The organism is Stagnihabitans sp. (assembly GCF_964946895.1).
Genome location: NZ_CBBQHX010000006.1, coordinates 99,559 through 114,127 on the forward strand (window position 1 = coordinate 99,559; position 14,569 = coordinate 114,127).

Here is a 14,569-nt window from a genome sequence, read left to right on the forward strand (position 1 = left end):
ATGCCCGGCCCCGGAGGGTTTCACACCCTCCGGACCTCCCGTGGATTATTTGGCAAGGAGCAAGGGTCAAAGGGTCAAAAGACCTTTGAGGTGCTTGAGGATGACCTCTACCGCAGCTTCACCTTGGGCCCTGGTCGCTTTGGGGGCGGTCTTGGTGTACCAGGTCGTGTTTTCCGCCATCCGTGCCGCCTGCACGGTTTCGGGCGCGAGGGCCAGCATCAGGGCGGTTTCGCCCTCACCCGCATGGTCGAAGGGAAGATGCTGTTTGACGTCAGCGGGCATCAGGGGGTGGATGGATATCCAGTTGAAGGGATTGTCGCCCGTTGCATGGCCTTCGTAATAGCTGTCCATCGCGGGGGCGCCCCACCACCCCTCGCCGCGGGTTGCCTCCAAATGGGCGAAGACCGCCTGGCGGGCTGCGAGGCGGAAGGCGAGGTCGGTGGGCATGCCTTGCGCGAAGTTCTCGGTCTGGTGGTGAATGATGCCGTGGATGTTGCGAAAGCCGGACTTCAGCAGCGCTGCAAACAGCGCCTGCGCCATGGGCAGAAAACTGTGCGGGTCCAGATGCAGGTTGAAGGCCGCGGGTCCTGCCACCGCATGGCTGGCGGCACCGTAGGCGAAGGGGGGCAGAAGGATCAGGCGTTCGGGCGCTTCAGCCTCCAGCCGGTCAAGGCAGCGCGTCACCGCCAGCAGGTCGACGCCCAGGGGCAGGTGTTCGCCGTGGTATTCCTGCACGCCGATGGCCATGACGAGGGGGGTGTTGCGCACAATGGCCTGCCGCAGGTCATGCGGGGTGAGGAGTTCGTATCTCATAGCGCCTCCATCAGGTCCTTGGTTTGGTCGTAAAGCGCGCGGAAGATCCGGTAATGTTTGGCATAGGCCGGGTGATCCCGGGCGGGCACCCTGCGCTCGACCGGGTTCCAGTGGGCGATGTCGCCGGGCTTGGCCAACCCAACCGCCAGCGCCGCGAGATATGCGTCGCCGTAGCTGGCCCCGGTGGTGATCTGGCAAACGATTTGATCAAGGCCGGTAAGGTCAGAGGTGGCCTGCATCCACGGCGCGTTCTTTGTGCCACCGCCGACCGCCAGAACGCGTTTGGGCGGGCTGCCGGCTTGCGCATAGGTGTCGGTGATGTGGCGGGTGGCCGAGGCGATGCCTTCCAGCACCGCGCGGTAAAGATCGCCACGGTCATGGGTCAGGTTCAGGCCGAAGAAGGCCCCCTTGGCATTTGCGTCATGGATGGGCGTGCGCTCACCCGAGAAATAGGGCAGACATATCAGACCTTTGGCCCCCGGAGGCGAGGCTTCTGCCTCGGTCGTCAGGGTGGCGAAGGCGGTCTCTTTCGGCAGATCACGGGCGAAGTGGTCGCGGAACCAGTGGGTCAGCGTGCCGGATGTGGCAAGACCCGCCATCGCGGCGTGCTGTCCCGGCAGCAGCCAAGGCGCATGCCAAAGACGCGGGTCGGTCAGGCGCTGGCTGGCGATTTCGATGATGAAGATGGTAGAGCCGTACATCATCATCATGTCGCCGGGATCAGCCACGCCCACCGAAACCGCCTCGGCGGCGGCGTCGATGGTGCCACAGGTGACGGGCGTGCCGGCGGCAAGGCCGGTTTGGGCGGCAGCTTCGGGCGTGACATGACCTGCGATCTCGCCAGACCACATGAGAGCGGGCAGCATGTCAGGCGGGCAAATGTCGGCAAGGTCGAAGCACCAGTCCTGCAGGGCGATGTCATAGAGCGGCGAGAAGTTGGCGGCGGTGTAGTGGTCGATCACGTGCCGCCCGGTCAGCTTCCACGTGAGATACGTGGTGGAAGTGACTATTTTGGCAGTGTTTTTCCAAATATGCGGACAGTGCCGGCGCAGCCACAGGATCTTGGGCCCGACCGATTGCGAGGTCAGTGCGTTGCCGCAGCGGGTCAAGATGGTGTCCGGGCCAATCTGGCGGTTCAGAAGGTCAATCTCCTCCACCGCGCGGGTGTCGACGCCGTAGAGGACACCGTTCATCAGGGGGGTTCCGGCAGCATCCAGAGGCAGCATGCAGGGGCCGATCGCAGAGGTGGCCACGGCCTTGATCTCTTGAGGGTCAACCTGAGATTGGGCCAGCAAGCGCTTGGTGATGAAGACGAAATCACCCCACCAGTCTTCCTCGGCGCGGTGCTCGGCCCAGCCGGCGCGGGGTACGATCATTTCATGCGGGCGGGCGGCTTGTGCCACGATGCGGCCGCTTTCGTCCACCAGCACGCCTTTGGATTCGAAGGTGCCAATGTCGATGCCAAGGGTCAGGGCCATCAGTCACGCTCCAGTTTCATCTGGGCCGGAAGGCGGTCCAGCGCGCCGTCCAGCAGGTGGACCAAGCCCACCAGATCGCCAAGGTCACAGCACTCCACCGACGAATGCGAATGGCGCATCGGGAAGCCCACGTCGATGGGGGCGACGCCATCGCCCAGAAGCTGAACGTAAGACAGATCGGTCAGGACTCCAACCTGGGCGGAGCGCTGCAGCGCAATGCCATGGGCCTCGGCCGTGTCCTCCATCAGTGAGACCAGCGCGGGATGCGGGATGACGCCGTTCAGGGTACCGCGCCCGTGGAAGGAGTACAGGCTGATGCCCGGCCCGCCGCCCATCACCATCTCACCCCGGTCGGCCATGTCGGGCGTGTCGGTGGCCAGCATCAGGTCGATCTGGATGGCGATGTCGGGGTGCAGGTTCTGGGCAGCCACCACGGCGCCGCGCAGGTTGAATTCTTCCTGCACCGACCAGACAAGATGCAGCGTCGGACCCGGCTTGCCTGCCCGTTTGCGGGCAAGTTCCAGCAGGGCCGCACAGCCCGCCCGGTCATCCACCGAAGTGCCGGCAATGCGATCCCCTGCCAGTTCAATAACCCGACCGGCATAGACCACCGGGGTGCCGATGCGGATGCCCGCAGCCTCCACCGCCGCTTTGGAGCCATGGCCGGTGTCGATGCGAAGTTCAGGCGTGGTCAGTACCTTGTATTTCTCTTCGGGCGTCGTGGCGTGATGGGCCTTGTTCATGATGATGCCGGCCACATCGCCCTTGGCCCCGCACAGCGTCACCTCTTGTGCGGCCATCGCACGTTCGGACACGCCCCCCATGCGTTCGACGCGGATCAGGCCATCGGCCTCGATCTTGCGGACGAAGAAGCCCAGCTGGTCCATGTGGGTGAAGATCATGACCGAGGGCTTGGCCGGATCGCCGGGGATCGTGGCGATCAGGTTGCCCAGACGGTCGGTGCGGTGCGCCAATCCCAATGCAGCAAGCCGTGCGCGCAGCCAGGCTGCCACCCGCGCCTCATGCCCCGAAAGGCCGGGGATCAGCATCAGGGCCCCAAGGTCCTCGCGCAGCCGCGCCTTCATTTGCCGCCTCGCGCCGCGCGGGCCTTGGCCATGAAATCCTGCGCCCGGTCAGGGTCGATGGCGTTCCAGGTGTGGCCATCGTATTTCAGTGCCGAGCCCACCACGCAGCCGTCCGCCGCCTTCAGCACATCGGCAATCGTGGCATGTTTCACCCCGGTATTGGCCAGAACCGGCGTATCGGGCAGCACGCGCTTGACCGCTTCAAGGTCGCTCATCGCCGCCGCCTCGCCGGTGATGGCGCCCGAGACCAGCACGGCATCGGGGATCGACGAAAACACCGCCGAGCGCGCCCGGTCGGCCAGAGGACGGCGGTCAAGGCTGTCGGCAAATTCGGCGCTGACGTTATACAGCATCGCCAGATCGGCACGGCCCAGACGATTGCGATAGCGCATCGCGGCCCCGGCGTTCGGGGTCCAGGGGCCCATGTCGCTGGCATAGGTGCCGGTGAAAATCTCGCGCACGAATTGCGCGCCCGTCGCGGCCGCCAAAGCCACGGTCGCCATCGGGTCCCACAGGACATTGACGCCGAAAGGCACCGTAATCTCTGCCTTCAACGCACCGATCACGGCGGCCATGGTCGCGGTAGAGGCGGTATCGACCTGAAATTCGTAAGGCCTGTCGTTTTCATTGCCGAACATGATCGCATCGAACCCGGCCGCCTGCAGCGCAAGCAGGTCCTTGCGGGCCGCCTGCAAAAGGCCGGCAATGCCGGCATTGGCGTCATAGAGGGGGCTGCCCGGCAAGGCACCCAGATGGACCATGCCGATCACTGGCTTGACGTCCGCAAACACCTTTTTGAAGTTGCGCATTCTCTCCCCCCTTGCAGCAAAAGGCTGCACATCCCAAACGATTCATACTAGCATGTTAGCCATCTGCGGGGAGGACATGCAATTGAAGACAAGGCTCTGGGATCGTTTGGGCAAGGGTGCCCTGAAGTTTACCGAACTGGGCTTCGGCACCGCCCCGATCGGCGGGCTTTACAAGCCCGTGTCGGGCGATGAGGCCCATGCCACCATGACCCGCGCCTGGGACCTTGGCGTGCGCTATTTCGACACCGCACCGCTTTATGGCCTTGGCCAGTCGGAAACCCGGCTGAACCGGGCCTTGGCTGGCCGGACGGGCTTTGTGGTCTCGTCGAAGGTCGGGCGGCTTTTGCGCCCCACCCGCACGGGCGAAACCCGCGACGGCATCGGCAAATGGTTTGAGGTGCCGAACCGGAAGGAGATTTTTGACTATTCCTACGACGGCGTCATGCGCTCGGTCGAGTTCAGTCTGGAACGGACCGGGCTGGACCGGATCGACATTCTTTATGCCCATGATCTGGACATCTTCACCCACGGCTCGGCCGAGGCCATGCAGGCGCGGCTGGAAGAGTTCATGAGCGGCGGCTACCACGCGCTGCGGGCACTGCGCGATCAGGGGGTGATCCGCGGCTTTGGGGCTGGAATCAACGAAAATGAACCGGCGCAGTGGCTGCTGGAACGCGGTGATTTCGACATCTTCCTGCTGGCGGGCCGCTACACCCTGCTGGAGCAGGAGGCGCTGACGTCTTTCCTGCCGCTTTGCGTGCAGCGTGGCGTGGGCGTGGTGATCGGCGGCCCCTACAATTCGGGCGTGCTGGCCACGGGCGCACGCCCGGGGGCGTTTTACAATTACAACCCGGCCCCGCTTTGGGTGCTGGAGAAGGTGGCGAAGATCGAGGCGATCTGCACCCAGCACGCGGTGCGGCTGGTCGATGCCGCGTTCCAGTTCCCCTTGTTGCACCCTGCCATCCTGTCGGTCATTCCCGGCGGACAGGGCGTGGCCGAGGTCGAAGCGAATGGCCGCGCTGCAGCCGCAGTCATTCCCCCGGCCCTTTGGGTCGACCTGAAAGCCGCCGGCCTGATGCGCGCGGATGCCCCGACAGGAGATTTTGCGTGAGAATCGACAGCCATCAGCATTTCTGGAATCCGGCGCGGGGCGATTATGACTGGATGCCCAAGGGCAATGCGGTGCTGGACCGGGTGTATCGCCCCGGCGATCTGGTTGGCACCCTCGTGCGGCACAAGATTGACGGCACGGTTCTGGTGCAGGCGGCGGCGACGGTCGTGGAAACCGAATACATGCTGGGCCTTGCCGATGCCTCGGACTTCATCAAGGGCGTCGTCGGCTGGGTGGATTTCGAAACCCCCTCGGATGTAAAGGTGCTGGAGCGGCTGAAGGGCCATCCGAAGTTCAAGGGTGTGCGACCGATGATCCAAGACATCCCGGATGACGACTGGATGCTGCGCCGCGACGTGCAATGGTGCTATGCCGCCCTGGCCGATCTGGATCTGACCTTTGACGCCTTGGGGTTTCCCCGCCATCTGGCGAATTTCCTGACCATCCTGAAACGCTATCCCAAGCTGCGCACGGTGATCGACCATTGCATGAAGCCGCAGATCCGCGATCATTCCGAGGCCAATTTCACCTTCTGGGCCGAAGGCATGGCCCGTCTGGCCGGAGAGACCGGGGCGCTGGTAAAATTCTCGGCCCTGATCACCGAGGATAGGCCAGAGTGGTCGGTCGACCGCCTTCGTCCTTATGTCGAGCATATCCTGAAGGTCTTCGGACCTGAGCGGATCATGTGGGGCTCGGACTGGCCGGTCTGCCGGTTGCGGGCAGACTATGAAGACTGGCTGTCCGCCGCACGGCACCTGACCGCGCATCTGTCACTGGCTGATCAGAAGCGCATCTATGGCGGAACGGCGGAAGAGTTCTACGAGCTTTAACCGGGCGACTTTTTGGCGAAAACCTGAAACAACGACGTTTCGGCGAAACGTCGTTGTTTCTTCGAAGACGACACGGCACTTCAATTTTTCACAGAAAGATCGGGGCGGAAAGATCGGGCGGGTCAGCGGTACAGGTGCGCCGAAACCGCCCGGAACGCCGCCGCCGCGTCCTGCGCTTCGGTGGCCGCGGTCAGGGTCGGATCGGCGGCCAGGCGTTTGGCGGTGGCACGCAGACGGTCGGTCATCTCGACATTGGCCGCCGCTTCCGCCACCGGGTTCAGCCCGGAATGATCGGGGAAGGTGTCAAAGTAGATCACCCCGTCATAGCCCTGCCGGTCCAGTTCCACGAACAGCTCCAGCGTCTGCATCGGGTGGACCGAGCCCACCATCAAGCCATCGTCCCGCTTGCCGTATCCATCGTTCAGATGCACCCCAAGGATGCGCGAGTGGCGGCCCGCAAGCTGCGCGGACTGCGCCGGAATTTCGCCGGCAAACAAGACGTGGCAGAAGTCCAGCGTGATGCCCGTGTTGGCCCGGCCAACCTCTTTGATCGCCAAAAGGTTGGTGGCGATGTCGGGCATCAGGGAAAAGGCACGCGGCTCGTTCGGTTTGTATTCCAGAGAGATATCGACGGCGGGGTTGTGGTCGCAGACCTGGGCAAGACACTCCAGACTGTCCTCCCACATCCGCGCATAATTGCCCTGAAAGGCGTAATCGACGCCGTCCTGCCCCATCCACAGCGTCATCACCTTGCCGCCCATGTCCGCCATCGCATCCAGACCACGCTTGGTGATATCCACCGCCGCCTGCCGAACTTTGGCATCCGGGTTCGAAAAGGCCCCCAGCCGGAACCCCGGATCGGTGTAGTAGCGCATCGCAACCCCGTTCAGCGCAATGCCGTGGTCGGACATGATCCGCGACAGCTCTGCCGGGGTGTAGCCGTCGACATGATCGGGAAAGTTCAGATCGGCGGCGTCGATCCCGGGCACCTCGGCAATTCTTGCGATCAGATCGGCCACAGTGGGCTTGGTCAGACCCAGCTTGAAGGCATTCAGGCGTGCGGCATACCTGGGCGAATTGGGGCGGGGCTTGGTCGGGATCATGGTATCCTAGTCGGGTTCAAACAGGTCGGGACGCGATAGCGCCAAGGGCTCCAGAAAGCCAATCAATTTGCCAAGGTGCAGACGCGTGGCATCCCGTGCCGCTTGCGGGTCGCGGGCCTCGATGGCGGCGAGGATGGCCTGATGTTCGGTCAGGGTGGCCTGTACCCGGCCCGGGGCGGGCAAGATCAGTTGGCGTGCCCGGTTGACATGCACCCATGACGTGTCAGCCAGCGCCGCAACCCGTTTGAAGCCGGTGAAGGACAGGATCAGTTCATGCATGGCCGCATCGGTCTGGTAAAAACCGCCGATATCCATATCCTCGATCAGGGCCTGTTGCAGACGCAGATTGCGGCGCAGATGCACCAACTGGTCATCGGTGATCTCGCGCGCGACCCGCTCCACCGCCGCCAATTCCAGCGCTTCTCGCAGAAAGGCACCTTCGCGGATTTCATCCAGCGAAAAGCGGGCGACATAAGTGCCGGCCTGCGGGACAACCCGCACCAGATGTTCCACCGCCAGCCGGGCCACCGCCTCGGACACCGGACTGCGCGAGACGCCAAGCGCCTCGCAGATTTCGGGCTTGCGGATTATGTCGCCAGGGCGGAAAGACATCGACAGGATCGCTTCGCGCAAGCTGGCGTACACCCGCTGCGCGAGCGAGCCCTGGAAGCCGTCCAGGGGACGCAAAGGACGACGCGAGGGCATTTGCACCTCGATCGCGGCCTCTTGTGGGGGTTGGCTCTCACCTTGTAGCATACTAACATGTTAGCTGGGGCAAAGTTGCTGTCAACTGTCGCCTCACCTGCCTTGGCGCAAATGCCCGTGTTCCCTTTGGTAGAAGGCCGCAAGTCCATGACGAACCCGACTGCAACTGCCGTGATCCGCCTGCACCCGGCCGACAACGTGATCATCGCGTTGAAAGACCTGAGTGCCGGAACAGTGCTGGAAGACCTTGCGGCCCCCTTGGTGCGTGCCGTTCCGCGCGGCCACAAGATCGCAACTCAGGCCATTGCGACCGGCGCACAGGTGATCCGCTATGGCCAGATCATCGGCAACGCCACACAGCCGATTGCCGCCGGAGAGCATATCCACAGCCACAACCTTGGCATGGGGGCGCATTCGACCGACTATGCCTATGCATCAGAACGGCATCCGCAGCCCGTGGTCACGGAAAAGCGCACGTTCATGGGCTATCCCCGCGCTGACGGCAAATATGGCACGCGCAACTATCTGGGCATCCTGACCTCGGTCAATTGCTCGGGCTCGGTCGCCAAGTTCATCGTCGAGGCCTGCGAGCGTGAAGGCTGGCTGAAGAATTACCCCAACATCGACGGCGTGGTGGCGATCACCCATGGCACCGGCTGCGGCATGTCGGGCAAGGATGAAGGCTACGCCACCCTGTTGCGCACCCTGCAAGGCTATGCCAAGAACCCCAACTTCGGCGCCATTCTGGTGGTGGGTCTGGGCTGCGAAGTGCTTCAGGTGGCAAACCTTGTCGGCGCCGAGCGGCTGCGCAGCGACGGCAACCTGCGGCACATGACGATCCAGGATGTGGGCGGCACAAGGCGCTCGGTCGAGCGGGGCGTGGCGGCCTTGAAAGCGATGGCCGCCAAGGCCAACGAACACCGCCGCGAACCAGCCGGGCTGGAACATCTGATGGTCGGCATGCAGTGCGGCGGTTCGGATGGCTATTCGGGGATCACGGCAAACCCGGCACTCGGCGCGGCCTCAGACCTTCTGGTGGCGCATGGTGGCACCACGATCCTGTCCGAGACACCCGAAATCTACGGGGCGGAGCATCTGCTGACGCGGCGGGCCGTGTCGCAGGAGGTCGGCGAGAAGATCGTCGAGCGGATCAAGTGGTGGGAAGATTATACCGCACGCCTCGGCGGAGAGATGGACAACAACCCCTCGCCCGGCAACAAGAAGGGCGGCCTGACGACCATCCTTGAAAAGTCGTTGGGGGCCGTGGCCAAGGGTGGCACGGCGCCCCTGACGCAGGTCTACAAATTCGCCGAACCGATCACCGAACGCGGCTTTGTCTACATGGATAGCCCAGGCTATGACCCGGCCTCGGTGACCGGACAGATTGCTTCGGGCGCGAACCTGATCGCCTTCACCACCGGGCGGGGCTCTGTCTCGGGCTACAAGCCGACGCCCTGCATCAAGCTGGCGACCAATCAGGAAATGTACGACCGGATGTCCGAGGATATGGACATCAACTGCGGCGACATCATCACGAAAGGCGTGAGCTTGGAGGCGAAGGCGCAGGAGATCTTCGAGTTGTTCCTGCGCGTGGCCTCTGGCGAAAAGACCAAGTCCGAGGAACTGGGCTTCGGCGGCGCGGAATTCGTGCCGTGGGCGATGGGCGCTGTCATGTGAAAGCGCTCTGCGGACCCGGAAGCGGGGGGCGCCGCCGCCCCCCGCCCCCCTGCGCCGGGAGGGTTTCACACCCTCCCGGACCCTTCCGTGGAGTATTTCCAAAGGAGCAAATGCAAAAGCCCCCGGAATTCATCCGGGGGCTTAAGTTTAACTCGCAAGTGTCAGATATCCAGTGTGTTTTCGTGTTCCCAAGACGAGAAGTGGGAGGCGTAGCTGTTCCACTCTTTGGTCTTGAGCTTGATGAAGGCGGTGGAGAATTCCTCGCCCATCATGGCTTTCAGGGTCTTGTCCTTGTCGTATTCGCGCAGGGCGTCAAGCAGGTTCAACGGCAGTTTCGGCGCACCCTTCACAAGGTGGCCTTGCTGGTACATGTCGATGTCGTAGCGCTTGCCGGGGTCGGCGTTGGTGCGGACACCGTCAAGACCTGCGGCGATGATCACGGCCTGCAGCAGATAGGGGTTGGCCGCGCCATCGGGCAAGCGCAGTTCGAAGCGGCCCGGGCCGGGGACGCGCACCATGTGGGTGCGGTTGTTGCCGGTCCAAGTCACCGTGTTCGGAGCCCAGGTGGCGCCCGACGAGGTGCGCGGCGCGTTGATGCGCTTGTAGCTGTTGACCGTGGGGTTGCAGATCGCGGCCAGAGCCGAGGCGTGCTTCATGATGCCGCCGAGGAAGGTGCGGCCGCGGTCGGACAGGCTCAGTTCCTTGGTCGGGTCGGAGAAGGCGTTGGTCTTGCCGTCAAGGCTCCAGACCGAGATATGGGCGTGGCAGCCCGAACCGGTCAGGCCTTTGAAGGGCTTGGGCATGAACGTCGCCCGGAAGCCATGCTTTTCGGCGACCGACTTCATCATGAACTTGAAGAAGCTGTGCTTGTCGGCGGTCTGCAGGGCGTCGTCGTACTTCCAGTTCATCTCGAACTGGCCGATCGCGTCTTCGTGGTCGTTCTGGTAGGCTTCCCAGCCCAGTTCCAGCATGTAATCGCAGGCTTCCGCGATCACGTCATAGCGGCGCATGACAGCTTGCTGGTCGTAGCAGGGCTTTTCCGCCGTATCGTAGGGGTCGGAAATCTGGGTGCCTTCGGCGTTCAGGATGAAGAACTCCGGCTCCACCCCGGTCTTGACGCGCAGGCCCTCTTTGGCGGCTTCGCCGATCAGACGCTCCAGCACGTTGCGGGGGGCTTGGTCGACCAGCTTGCCCTCCATCGTGGCGCGGGCGGCGACCCAGGCCACATCCTTTTTCCACGGCAGCTGGATGGCCGAGGACGGATCGGGCACGGCCATCAGGTCGGGGTGGGCGGGCGTCAGGTCAAGCCAGGTGGCGAAGCCTGCAAAACCCGCGCCCTCCACCACCATGTCGTTGATCGCCTGTGTCGGCACCAGCTTGGCGCGCTGGCCACCGAACAGGTCGGTGTAGGAGATCATGAAGTACTTGACGCCGCGTTCTTTGGCCCAGGCGGCCAGATCCTTGGTCGGATCGTTTGACATTATAGTCTCCCTGTTCGCTTTTTGTCAGAATCCGCCGTTACGGCCCGGAATCCAGTTGGTGCCTGCAAGGGGAACGCCCGCCATGGCAGCGCCCTCGATCGTCAGTGCGCACAGATCCTCGGGTTCGAGGTTGTGCAGGTTGTTCTTGCCGCAGGCGCGGGCGATGGTCTGCGCTTCCAGCGTCATCACTTTCAGGTAGTTCTTCAGGCGACGCCCCCCCAGAACCGGGTCGAAGCGGGCGGCGAGATCCGGGTTCTGCGTGGTGATGCCTGCCGGGTCGCGGCCTTCGTGCCAGTCGTCATAGGCGCCGGCGGTTGTGCCAAGCTTGTTGTATTCCGCCTCCAGCGCCGGGTCGTTGTCGCCAAGTGCGATCAGCGCCGCCGTGCCGATGGCGACTGCGTCCGCGCCCAAGGCCATGGCCTTGGCCACGTCCGCGCCAGTACGGATACCGCCCGAGACGATCAGCTGGACCTTGCGGTGCATGCCAAGGTCTTGCAGCGCCTTCACCGCTTGCGGGATGCAGGCGAGGATCGGCATGCCGACGTTTTCGATGAAGACGTCCTGCGTGGCAGCGGTGCCGCCCTGCATGCCGTCCAGAACCACAACGTCAGCCCCGGCTTTCACGGCCAGTGCGGTGTCATAGTAGGGACGTGCGCCGCCGACCTTCACGTAGATCGGCTTTTCCCAGTCCGTGATCTCGCGGATTTCAAGGATCTTGATTTCCAGATCGTCCGGCCCGGTCCAATCGGGGTGCCGGCAAGCGGAGCGCTGGTCGATGCCCTTGGGCAGGTTCCGCATGGCTGCGACGCGGTCGGAAATCTTCTGACCCAGCAGCATGCCACCGCCACCGGGCTTGGCGCCTTGGCCGACGACGACCTCGATGGCATCCGCACGGCGCAGGTCATCGGGGTTCATGCCGTAGCGCGAGGGAAGGTATTGATAGACCAAGGTCTTGGAATGGCCGCGCTCTTCTTCGGTCATCCCACCGTCGCCCGTGGTGGTCGAAGTGCCAGCAGCCGACGCGCCACGGCCGAGGGCCTCCTTGGCGGGGCCGGACAGGGCGCCGAAGGACATGCCGGCGATGGTGACAGGAATGTCCAGATGGATCGGCTTCTTGGCAAAACGGGTGCCCAGCCAGACATCGGTGGCGCACTTCTCGCGGTAGCCTTCCAGCGGATAGCGGCTGATGGAGGCCCCAAGGAACAACAAGTCGTCAAAGTGCGGCAGGCGGCGCTTGGACCCACCGCCGCGGATGTCATAGATCCCGGTGGCGGCAGCGCGGCGGATTTCGGCGTTCACGTCGTTGGAAAAGGTCCACGACATTTTCGGCGGGGTGTGGGGGAAATCGCTCATGTTGCCTCAGTACGCCGCGGCGTTATCGATATTGAAGTTGTAAAGCTTGCGGGCCGAACCATAGCGGCGGAACTGTTCCGGCTTGGCCTTGTGGTCCGCTTCGCCCCGACGCAGCAGGTCTTCCAGATGCTCAAAGTGCTCGGGGCGCATTTCCTTTTCGATGCAATCGGCACCGAGGGACTTCACCTTGCCGCGCACGAAGAGCTTGGCCTCGTAGAGCGAGTCGCCCAAGGCGTCCCCGGCGTCGCCCAGAACCACGATGGAGCCTGATTGCGCCATGAAGCAGGACATGTGACCGATGTTGCCATGCACGACGATCTCGATCCCTTTCATCGAAATCCCGCAGCGCGACGAGGCGTTGCCCTTGATGACCAGCAAGCCGCCGCGCCCGGTCGCCCCTGCGTATTGGCTGGCGTCACCGTCGATGACGACCTTGCCCGACATCATGTTTTCCGCCACGCCCGGCCCGGCAGAGCCCTTGATGTAGATGCTGGCCTGCTTGTTCATGCCCGCGCAGTAGTAGCCGGTCGAGCCGCGCACGGTGATCTCCACCGGTGCATCGACGCCGGCGGCAATCGCATGGGCACCCTTGGGATTGATGATGTCCCAGGCGGTCATGTTGGTCTGACCCTTCAGCGCGTGAAGGGAGGAGTTCAAGGCACGCAGGCCCTCCTTGCTCAGATCGAAGGTCTGCATTCCTTAACGCTCCCAGAAGTAGACAGTGGCGGGTTCGGGTTCCCAGATGCGGGCATCCTCGATACCGGGCAGGTTGACCAAGGCGCGGTATTCCGAACCGAAGGCGACGTATTGATCCGTTTCCGCCATGACGGCGGGTTTGCAGGCAATCGGGTCACGCACAACGCCGAAGCCGTTCTTGGTGCCGACGACGAAGGTGAAGAAGCCGTCAAGGTCGGTCAGGGTCGCTTCCAGCGCATGGCCCAGCGTGTCGCCGCTCTGCAGCTTGTGGCTGATGAAGGCGGCGCCGACTTCGGTGTCATTCTCGGTCTCGAACGTCATGCCCAGACGCTTCAGCTCGCGCCGCACGCCATTGTGGTTGGAGAGGCTGCCGTTGTGGACCAAGCACTGGTCCGACCCGGTCGAGAACGGGTGCGCACCCATCGTCGTCACGGCTGATTCGGTGGCCATACGGGTGTGGCCAATGCCATGCGTGCCATGCATCTTCGATACGCCAAAGCGGGCGGCCACGTCTTTCGGCAGACCGACTTCCTTGAAAATCTCGATGCTTTCGCCCGCGCTCATGACCTTCACATTCGGGCGAAGGTGCGACAGGGCCGAGCGGGCCGCGTCAAGCTGATCCAACGGCACTTCCAGCACCGCATGGGTGTCCTTGACCAGCATCAGCACCGGGGTGCCGATGGCGTCCTTCAAATCCGCGTCCAGATTGGCAAATTCGCGGCCCGGGTTGGACGATTGCACGGTGATCTTCGCCCTGCCCTCGCCCGCGCCGGAGTAGATCGCAATGCCGGCCGAGTCTGGACCGCGGTCCGTCATGGTGATCAGCATATCGGTCAGCATAGAGCCTAGGTGCTGCTCCAGGCTGGGGTCCTTCAGGAACAGCCCAACGATGCCACACATGGTGAGTCTCCTTCCAAGTTTTCCTGACGCTAGCACTGAAGCGGGCACTGTTCAACTGTCAGGAAACTTTTTTGACCTGAGTGCAATCGCCCCCAGCGAAAACGCCTATTTTCGCGGCACCGAATAGATTTCTTGACAGAATGTCACGGCGGGCGTTTCCTGAAAGAAAACAAAATTGCCGGGAGGAGAAACGGGCAAGCAGGCCAGCCCGTCCGGCGCAAGGCCATTTGGGAGGGATAATGTCAGACCTGGATCAAAGAATTCAGGCCATGCACCGCAGCGACACCCGTGTTGCCTGGGCGTTTGTGCTTGGCTTGTGGTTCGCCATCATCTTTGTGGCCATTGCCACCTGGAACCTTGCGCCGAATAGTACGGCGCGCATTCTGTTGCTGATCGCGGGGGCGGTTATTCTGGTGTTCAACACCGCCGCCATCATGGCCATGCTGCGCCATTACCGCGAGGATCGTGACTTCATGTATGGGCTGGACATCAAGTTTCTTGATGCCGCCCGCGCCGCGCGGAGGTGAG

14 protein-coding genes are annotated in these 14,569 nt (G+C 63.2%); 4 read left to right on the forward strand and 10 right to left on the reverse strand.

What is annotated here, in order from left to right; genetic code table 11:
* Nucleotides 1-66: 66 nt before the first annotated feature.
* From AC1Y2B_RS05850 to AC1Y2B_RS05865, 4 genes are read right to left on the reverse strand one after another with little or no spacing between them, the layout of a single operon-like run.
* A complete protein-coding gene (locus AC1Y2B_RS05850) occupies nt 67-813 on the reverse strand; it encodes a creatininase family protein (protein ID WP_482252127.1) in 747 nt (248 codons plus the stop codon).
* Nucleotides 810-2,291, reverse strand: coding sequence for an FGGY-family carbohydrate kinase (locus AC1Y2B_RS05855; RefSeq protein WP_482252128.1), 1,482 nt, complete (start codon nt 2,289-2,291; stop codon nt 810-812). Before AC1Y2B_RS05855 ends, AC1Y2B_RS05850 begins: the two co-directional genes overlap by 4 nt.
* The gene (locus AC1Y2B_RS05860) at nt 2,291-3,376 is read right to left on the reverse strand and encodes a M20/M25/M40 family metallo-hydrolase (RefSeq protein ID WP_482252129.1); all 1,086 of its coding nucleotides are present in this window, start codon (nt 3,374-3,376) and stop codon (nt 2,291-2,293) included. Before AC1Y2B_RS05860 ends, AC1Y2B_RS05855 begins: the two co-directional genes overlap by 1 nt.
* Complete coding sequence (locus tag AC1Y2B_RS05865) at nt 3,373-4,185, reverse strand: BtpA family protein (RefSeq protein ID WP_482252130.1); 813 nt, start codon at nt 4,183-4,185, stop codon at nt 3,373-3,375. Before AC1Y2B_RS05865 ends, AC1Y2B_RS05860 begins: the two co-directional genes overlap by 4 nt.
* Before the next feature lie 76 nt (nt 4,186-4,261).
* Here AC1Y2B_RS05865 and AC1Y2B_RS05870 point away from each other — a divergent pair, with 76 nt between their 5' ends.
* Entirely contained in the window at nt 4,262-5,296 is a 1,035-nt protein-coding gene (locus tag AC1Y2B_RS05870) for an aldo/keto reductase (protein ID WP_482252131.1), read from the forward strand.
* Entirely contained in the window at nt 5,293-6,126 is an 834-nt protein-coding gene (locus AC1Y2B_RS05875) for an amidohydrolase family protein (protein WP_482252132.1), read from the forward strand. Before AC1Y2B_RS05870 ends, AC1Y2B_RS05875 begins: the two co-directional genes overlap by 4 nt.
* A 122-nt stretch (nt 6,127-6,248) precedes the next feature.
* Here the strand turns inward: AC1Y2B_RS05875 and AC1Y2B_RS05880 are convergent, their stop codons facing one another.
* The gene (locus AC1Y2B_RS05880) at nt 6,249-7,229 is read right to left on the reverse strand and encodes a sugar phosphate isomerase/epimerase family protein (protein ID WP_482252133.1); all 981 of its coding nucleotides are present in this window, start codon (nt 7,227-7,229) and stop codon (nt 6,249-6,251) included.
* 6 nt (nt 7,230-7,235) lie between these two features.
* The gene (locus AC1Y2B_RS05885; protein WP_482252134.1) at nt 7,236-7,934 is read right to left on the reverse strand and encodes a GntR family transcriptional regulator; all 699 of its coding nucleotides are present in this window, start codon (nt 7,932-7,934) and stop codon (nt 7,236-7,238) included.
* Nucleotides 7,935-8,081: 147 nt separating this feature from the next.
* On the opposite strand from AC1Y2B_RS05885, the gene AC1Y2B_RS05890 reads away from it, so the two are divergent.
* A complete protein-coding gene (locus AC1Y2B_RS05890; protein WP_482252135.1) occupies nt 8,082-9,611 on the forward strand; it encodes a UxaA family hydrolase in 1,530 nt (509 codons plus the stop codon).
* Between the two features lie 161 nt (nt 9,612-9,772).
* Here AC1Y2B_RS05890 and glnT read toward each other — a convergent pair whose 3' ends face one another.
* The 4 genes from glnT to AC1Y2B_RS05910 are packed head-to-tail and all read right to left on the reverse strand — an operon-like array spanning nt 9,773 to nt 14,041.
* The gene (gene glnT / locus AC1Y2B_RS05895) at nt 9,773-11,092 is read right to left on the reverse strand and encodes a type III glutamate--ammonia ligase (protein WP_482252136.1); all 1,320 of its coding nucleotides are present in this window, start codon (nt 11,090-11,092) and stop codon (nt 9,773-9,775) included.
* A gap of 24 nt (nt 11,093-11,116) precedes the next feature.
* A complete protein-coding gene (locus tag AC1Y2B_RS05900; RefSeq protein ID WP_482252137.1) occupies nt 11,117-12,445 on the reverse strand; it encodes an FMN-binding glutamate synthase family protein in 1,329 nt (442 codons plus the stop codon).
* Between the two features lie 6 nt (nt 12,446-12,451).
* Nucleotides 12,452-13,141 carry a GltB/FmdC/FwdC-like GXGXG domain-containing protein gene (locus AC1Y2B_RS05905; protein WP_482252138.1) on the reverse strand — a complete coding sequence of 230 codons (690 nt, stop codon included), beginning with the start codon at nt 13,139-13,141 and terminating at the stop codon, nt 12,452-12,454.
* Between the two features lie 3 nt (nt 13,142-13,144).
* A complete protein-coding gene (locus AC1Y2B_RS05910; protein WP_482252139.1) occupies nt 13,145-14,041 on the reverse strand; it encodes a class II glutamine amidotransferase in 897 nt (298 codons plus the stop codon).
* Between the two features lie 239 nt (nt 14,042-14,280).
* On the opposite strand from AC1Y2B_RS05910, the gene AC1Y2B_RS05915 reads away from it, so the two are divergent.
* Nucleotides 14,281-14,568, forward strand: coding sequence for a hypothetical protein (locus AC1Y2B_RS05915; protein WP_482252140.1), 288 nt, complete (start codon nt 14,281-14,283; stop codon nt 14,566-14,568).
* Nucleotide 14,569: the final 1 nt, after the last annotated feature.

Bases quoted from the DNA above. Each gene is read 5' to 3' on its own strand.
- AC1Y2B_RS05850 (WP_482252127.1), bottom strand. From the start codon at position 813: ATGAGATACGAACTCCTCACCCCGCATGACCTGCGGCAGGCCATTGTG.
- AC1Y2B_RS05855 (WP_482252128.1), bottom strand. From the start codon at position 2,291: ATGGCCCTGACCCTTGGCATCGACATTGGCACCTTCGAATCCAAAGGC.
- AC1Y2B_RS05860 (WP_482252129.1), bottom strand. From the start codon at position 3,376: ATGAAGGCGCGGCTGCGCGAGGACCTTGGGGCCCTGATGCTGATCCCC.
- AC1Y2B_RS05865 (WP_482252130.1), bottom strand. From the start codon at position 4,185: ATGCGCAACTTCAAAAAGGTGTTTGCGGACGTCAAGCCAGTGATCGGC.
- AC1Y2B_RS05870 (WP_482252131.1), top strand. From the start codon at position 4,262: ATGCAATTGAAGACAAGGCTCTGGGATCGTTTGGGCAAGGGTGCCCTG.
- AC1Y2B_RS05880 (WP_482252133.1), bottom strand. From the start codon at position 7,229: ATGATCCCGACCAAGCCCCGCCCCAATTCGCCCAGGTATGCCGCACGC.
- AC1Y2B_RS05885 (WP_482252134.1), bottom strand. From the start codon at position 7,934: ATGCCCTCGCGTCGTCCTTTGCGTCCCCTGGACGGCTTCCAGGGCTCG.
- AC1Y2B_RS05890 (WP_482252135.1), top strand. From the start codon at position 8,082: ATGACGAACCCGACTGCAACTGCCGTGATCCGCCTGCACCCGGCCGAC.
- glnT (WP_482252136.1), bottom strand. From the start codon at position 11,092: ATGTCAAACGATCCGACCAAGGATCTGGCCGCCTGGGCCAAAGAACGC.
- AC1Y2B_RS05900 (WP_482252137.1), bottom strand. From the start codon at position 12,445: ATGAGCGATTTCCCCCACACCCCGCCGAAAATGTCGTGGACCTTTTCC.
- AC1Y2B_RS05905 (WP_482252138.1), bottom strand. From the start codon at position 13,141: ATGCAGACCTTCGATCTGAGCAAGGAGGGCCTGCGTGCCTTGAACTCC.
- AC1Y2B_RS05910 (WP_482252139.1), bottom strand. From the start codon at position 14,041: ATGTGTGGCATCGTTGGGCTGTTCCTGAAGGACCCCAGCCTGGAGCAG.
- AC1Y2B_RS05915 (WP_482252140.1), top strand. From the start codon at position 14,281: ATGTCAGACCTGGATCAAAGAATTCAGGCCATGCACCGCAGCGACACC.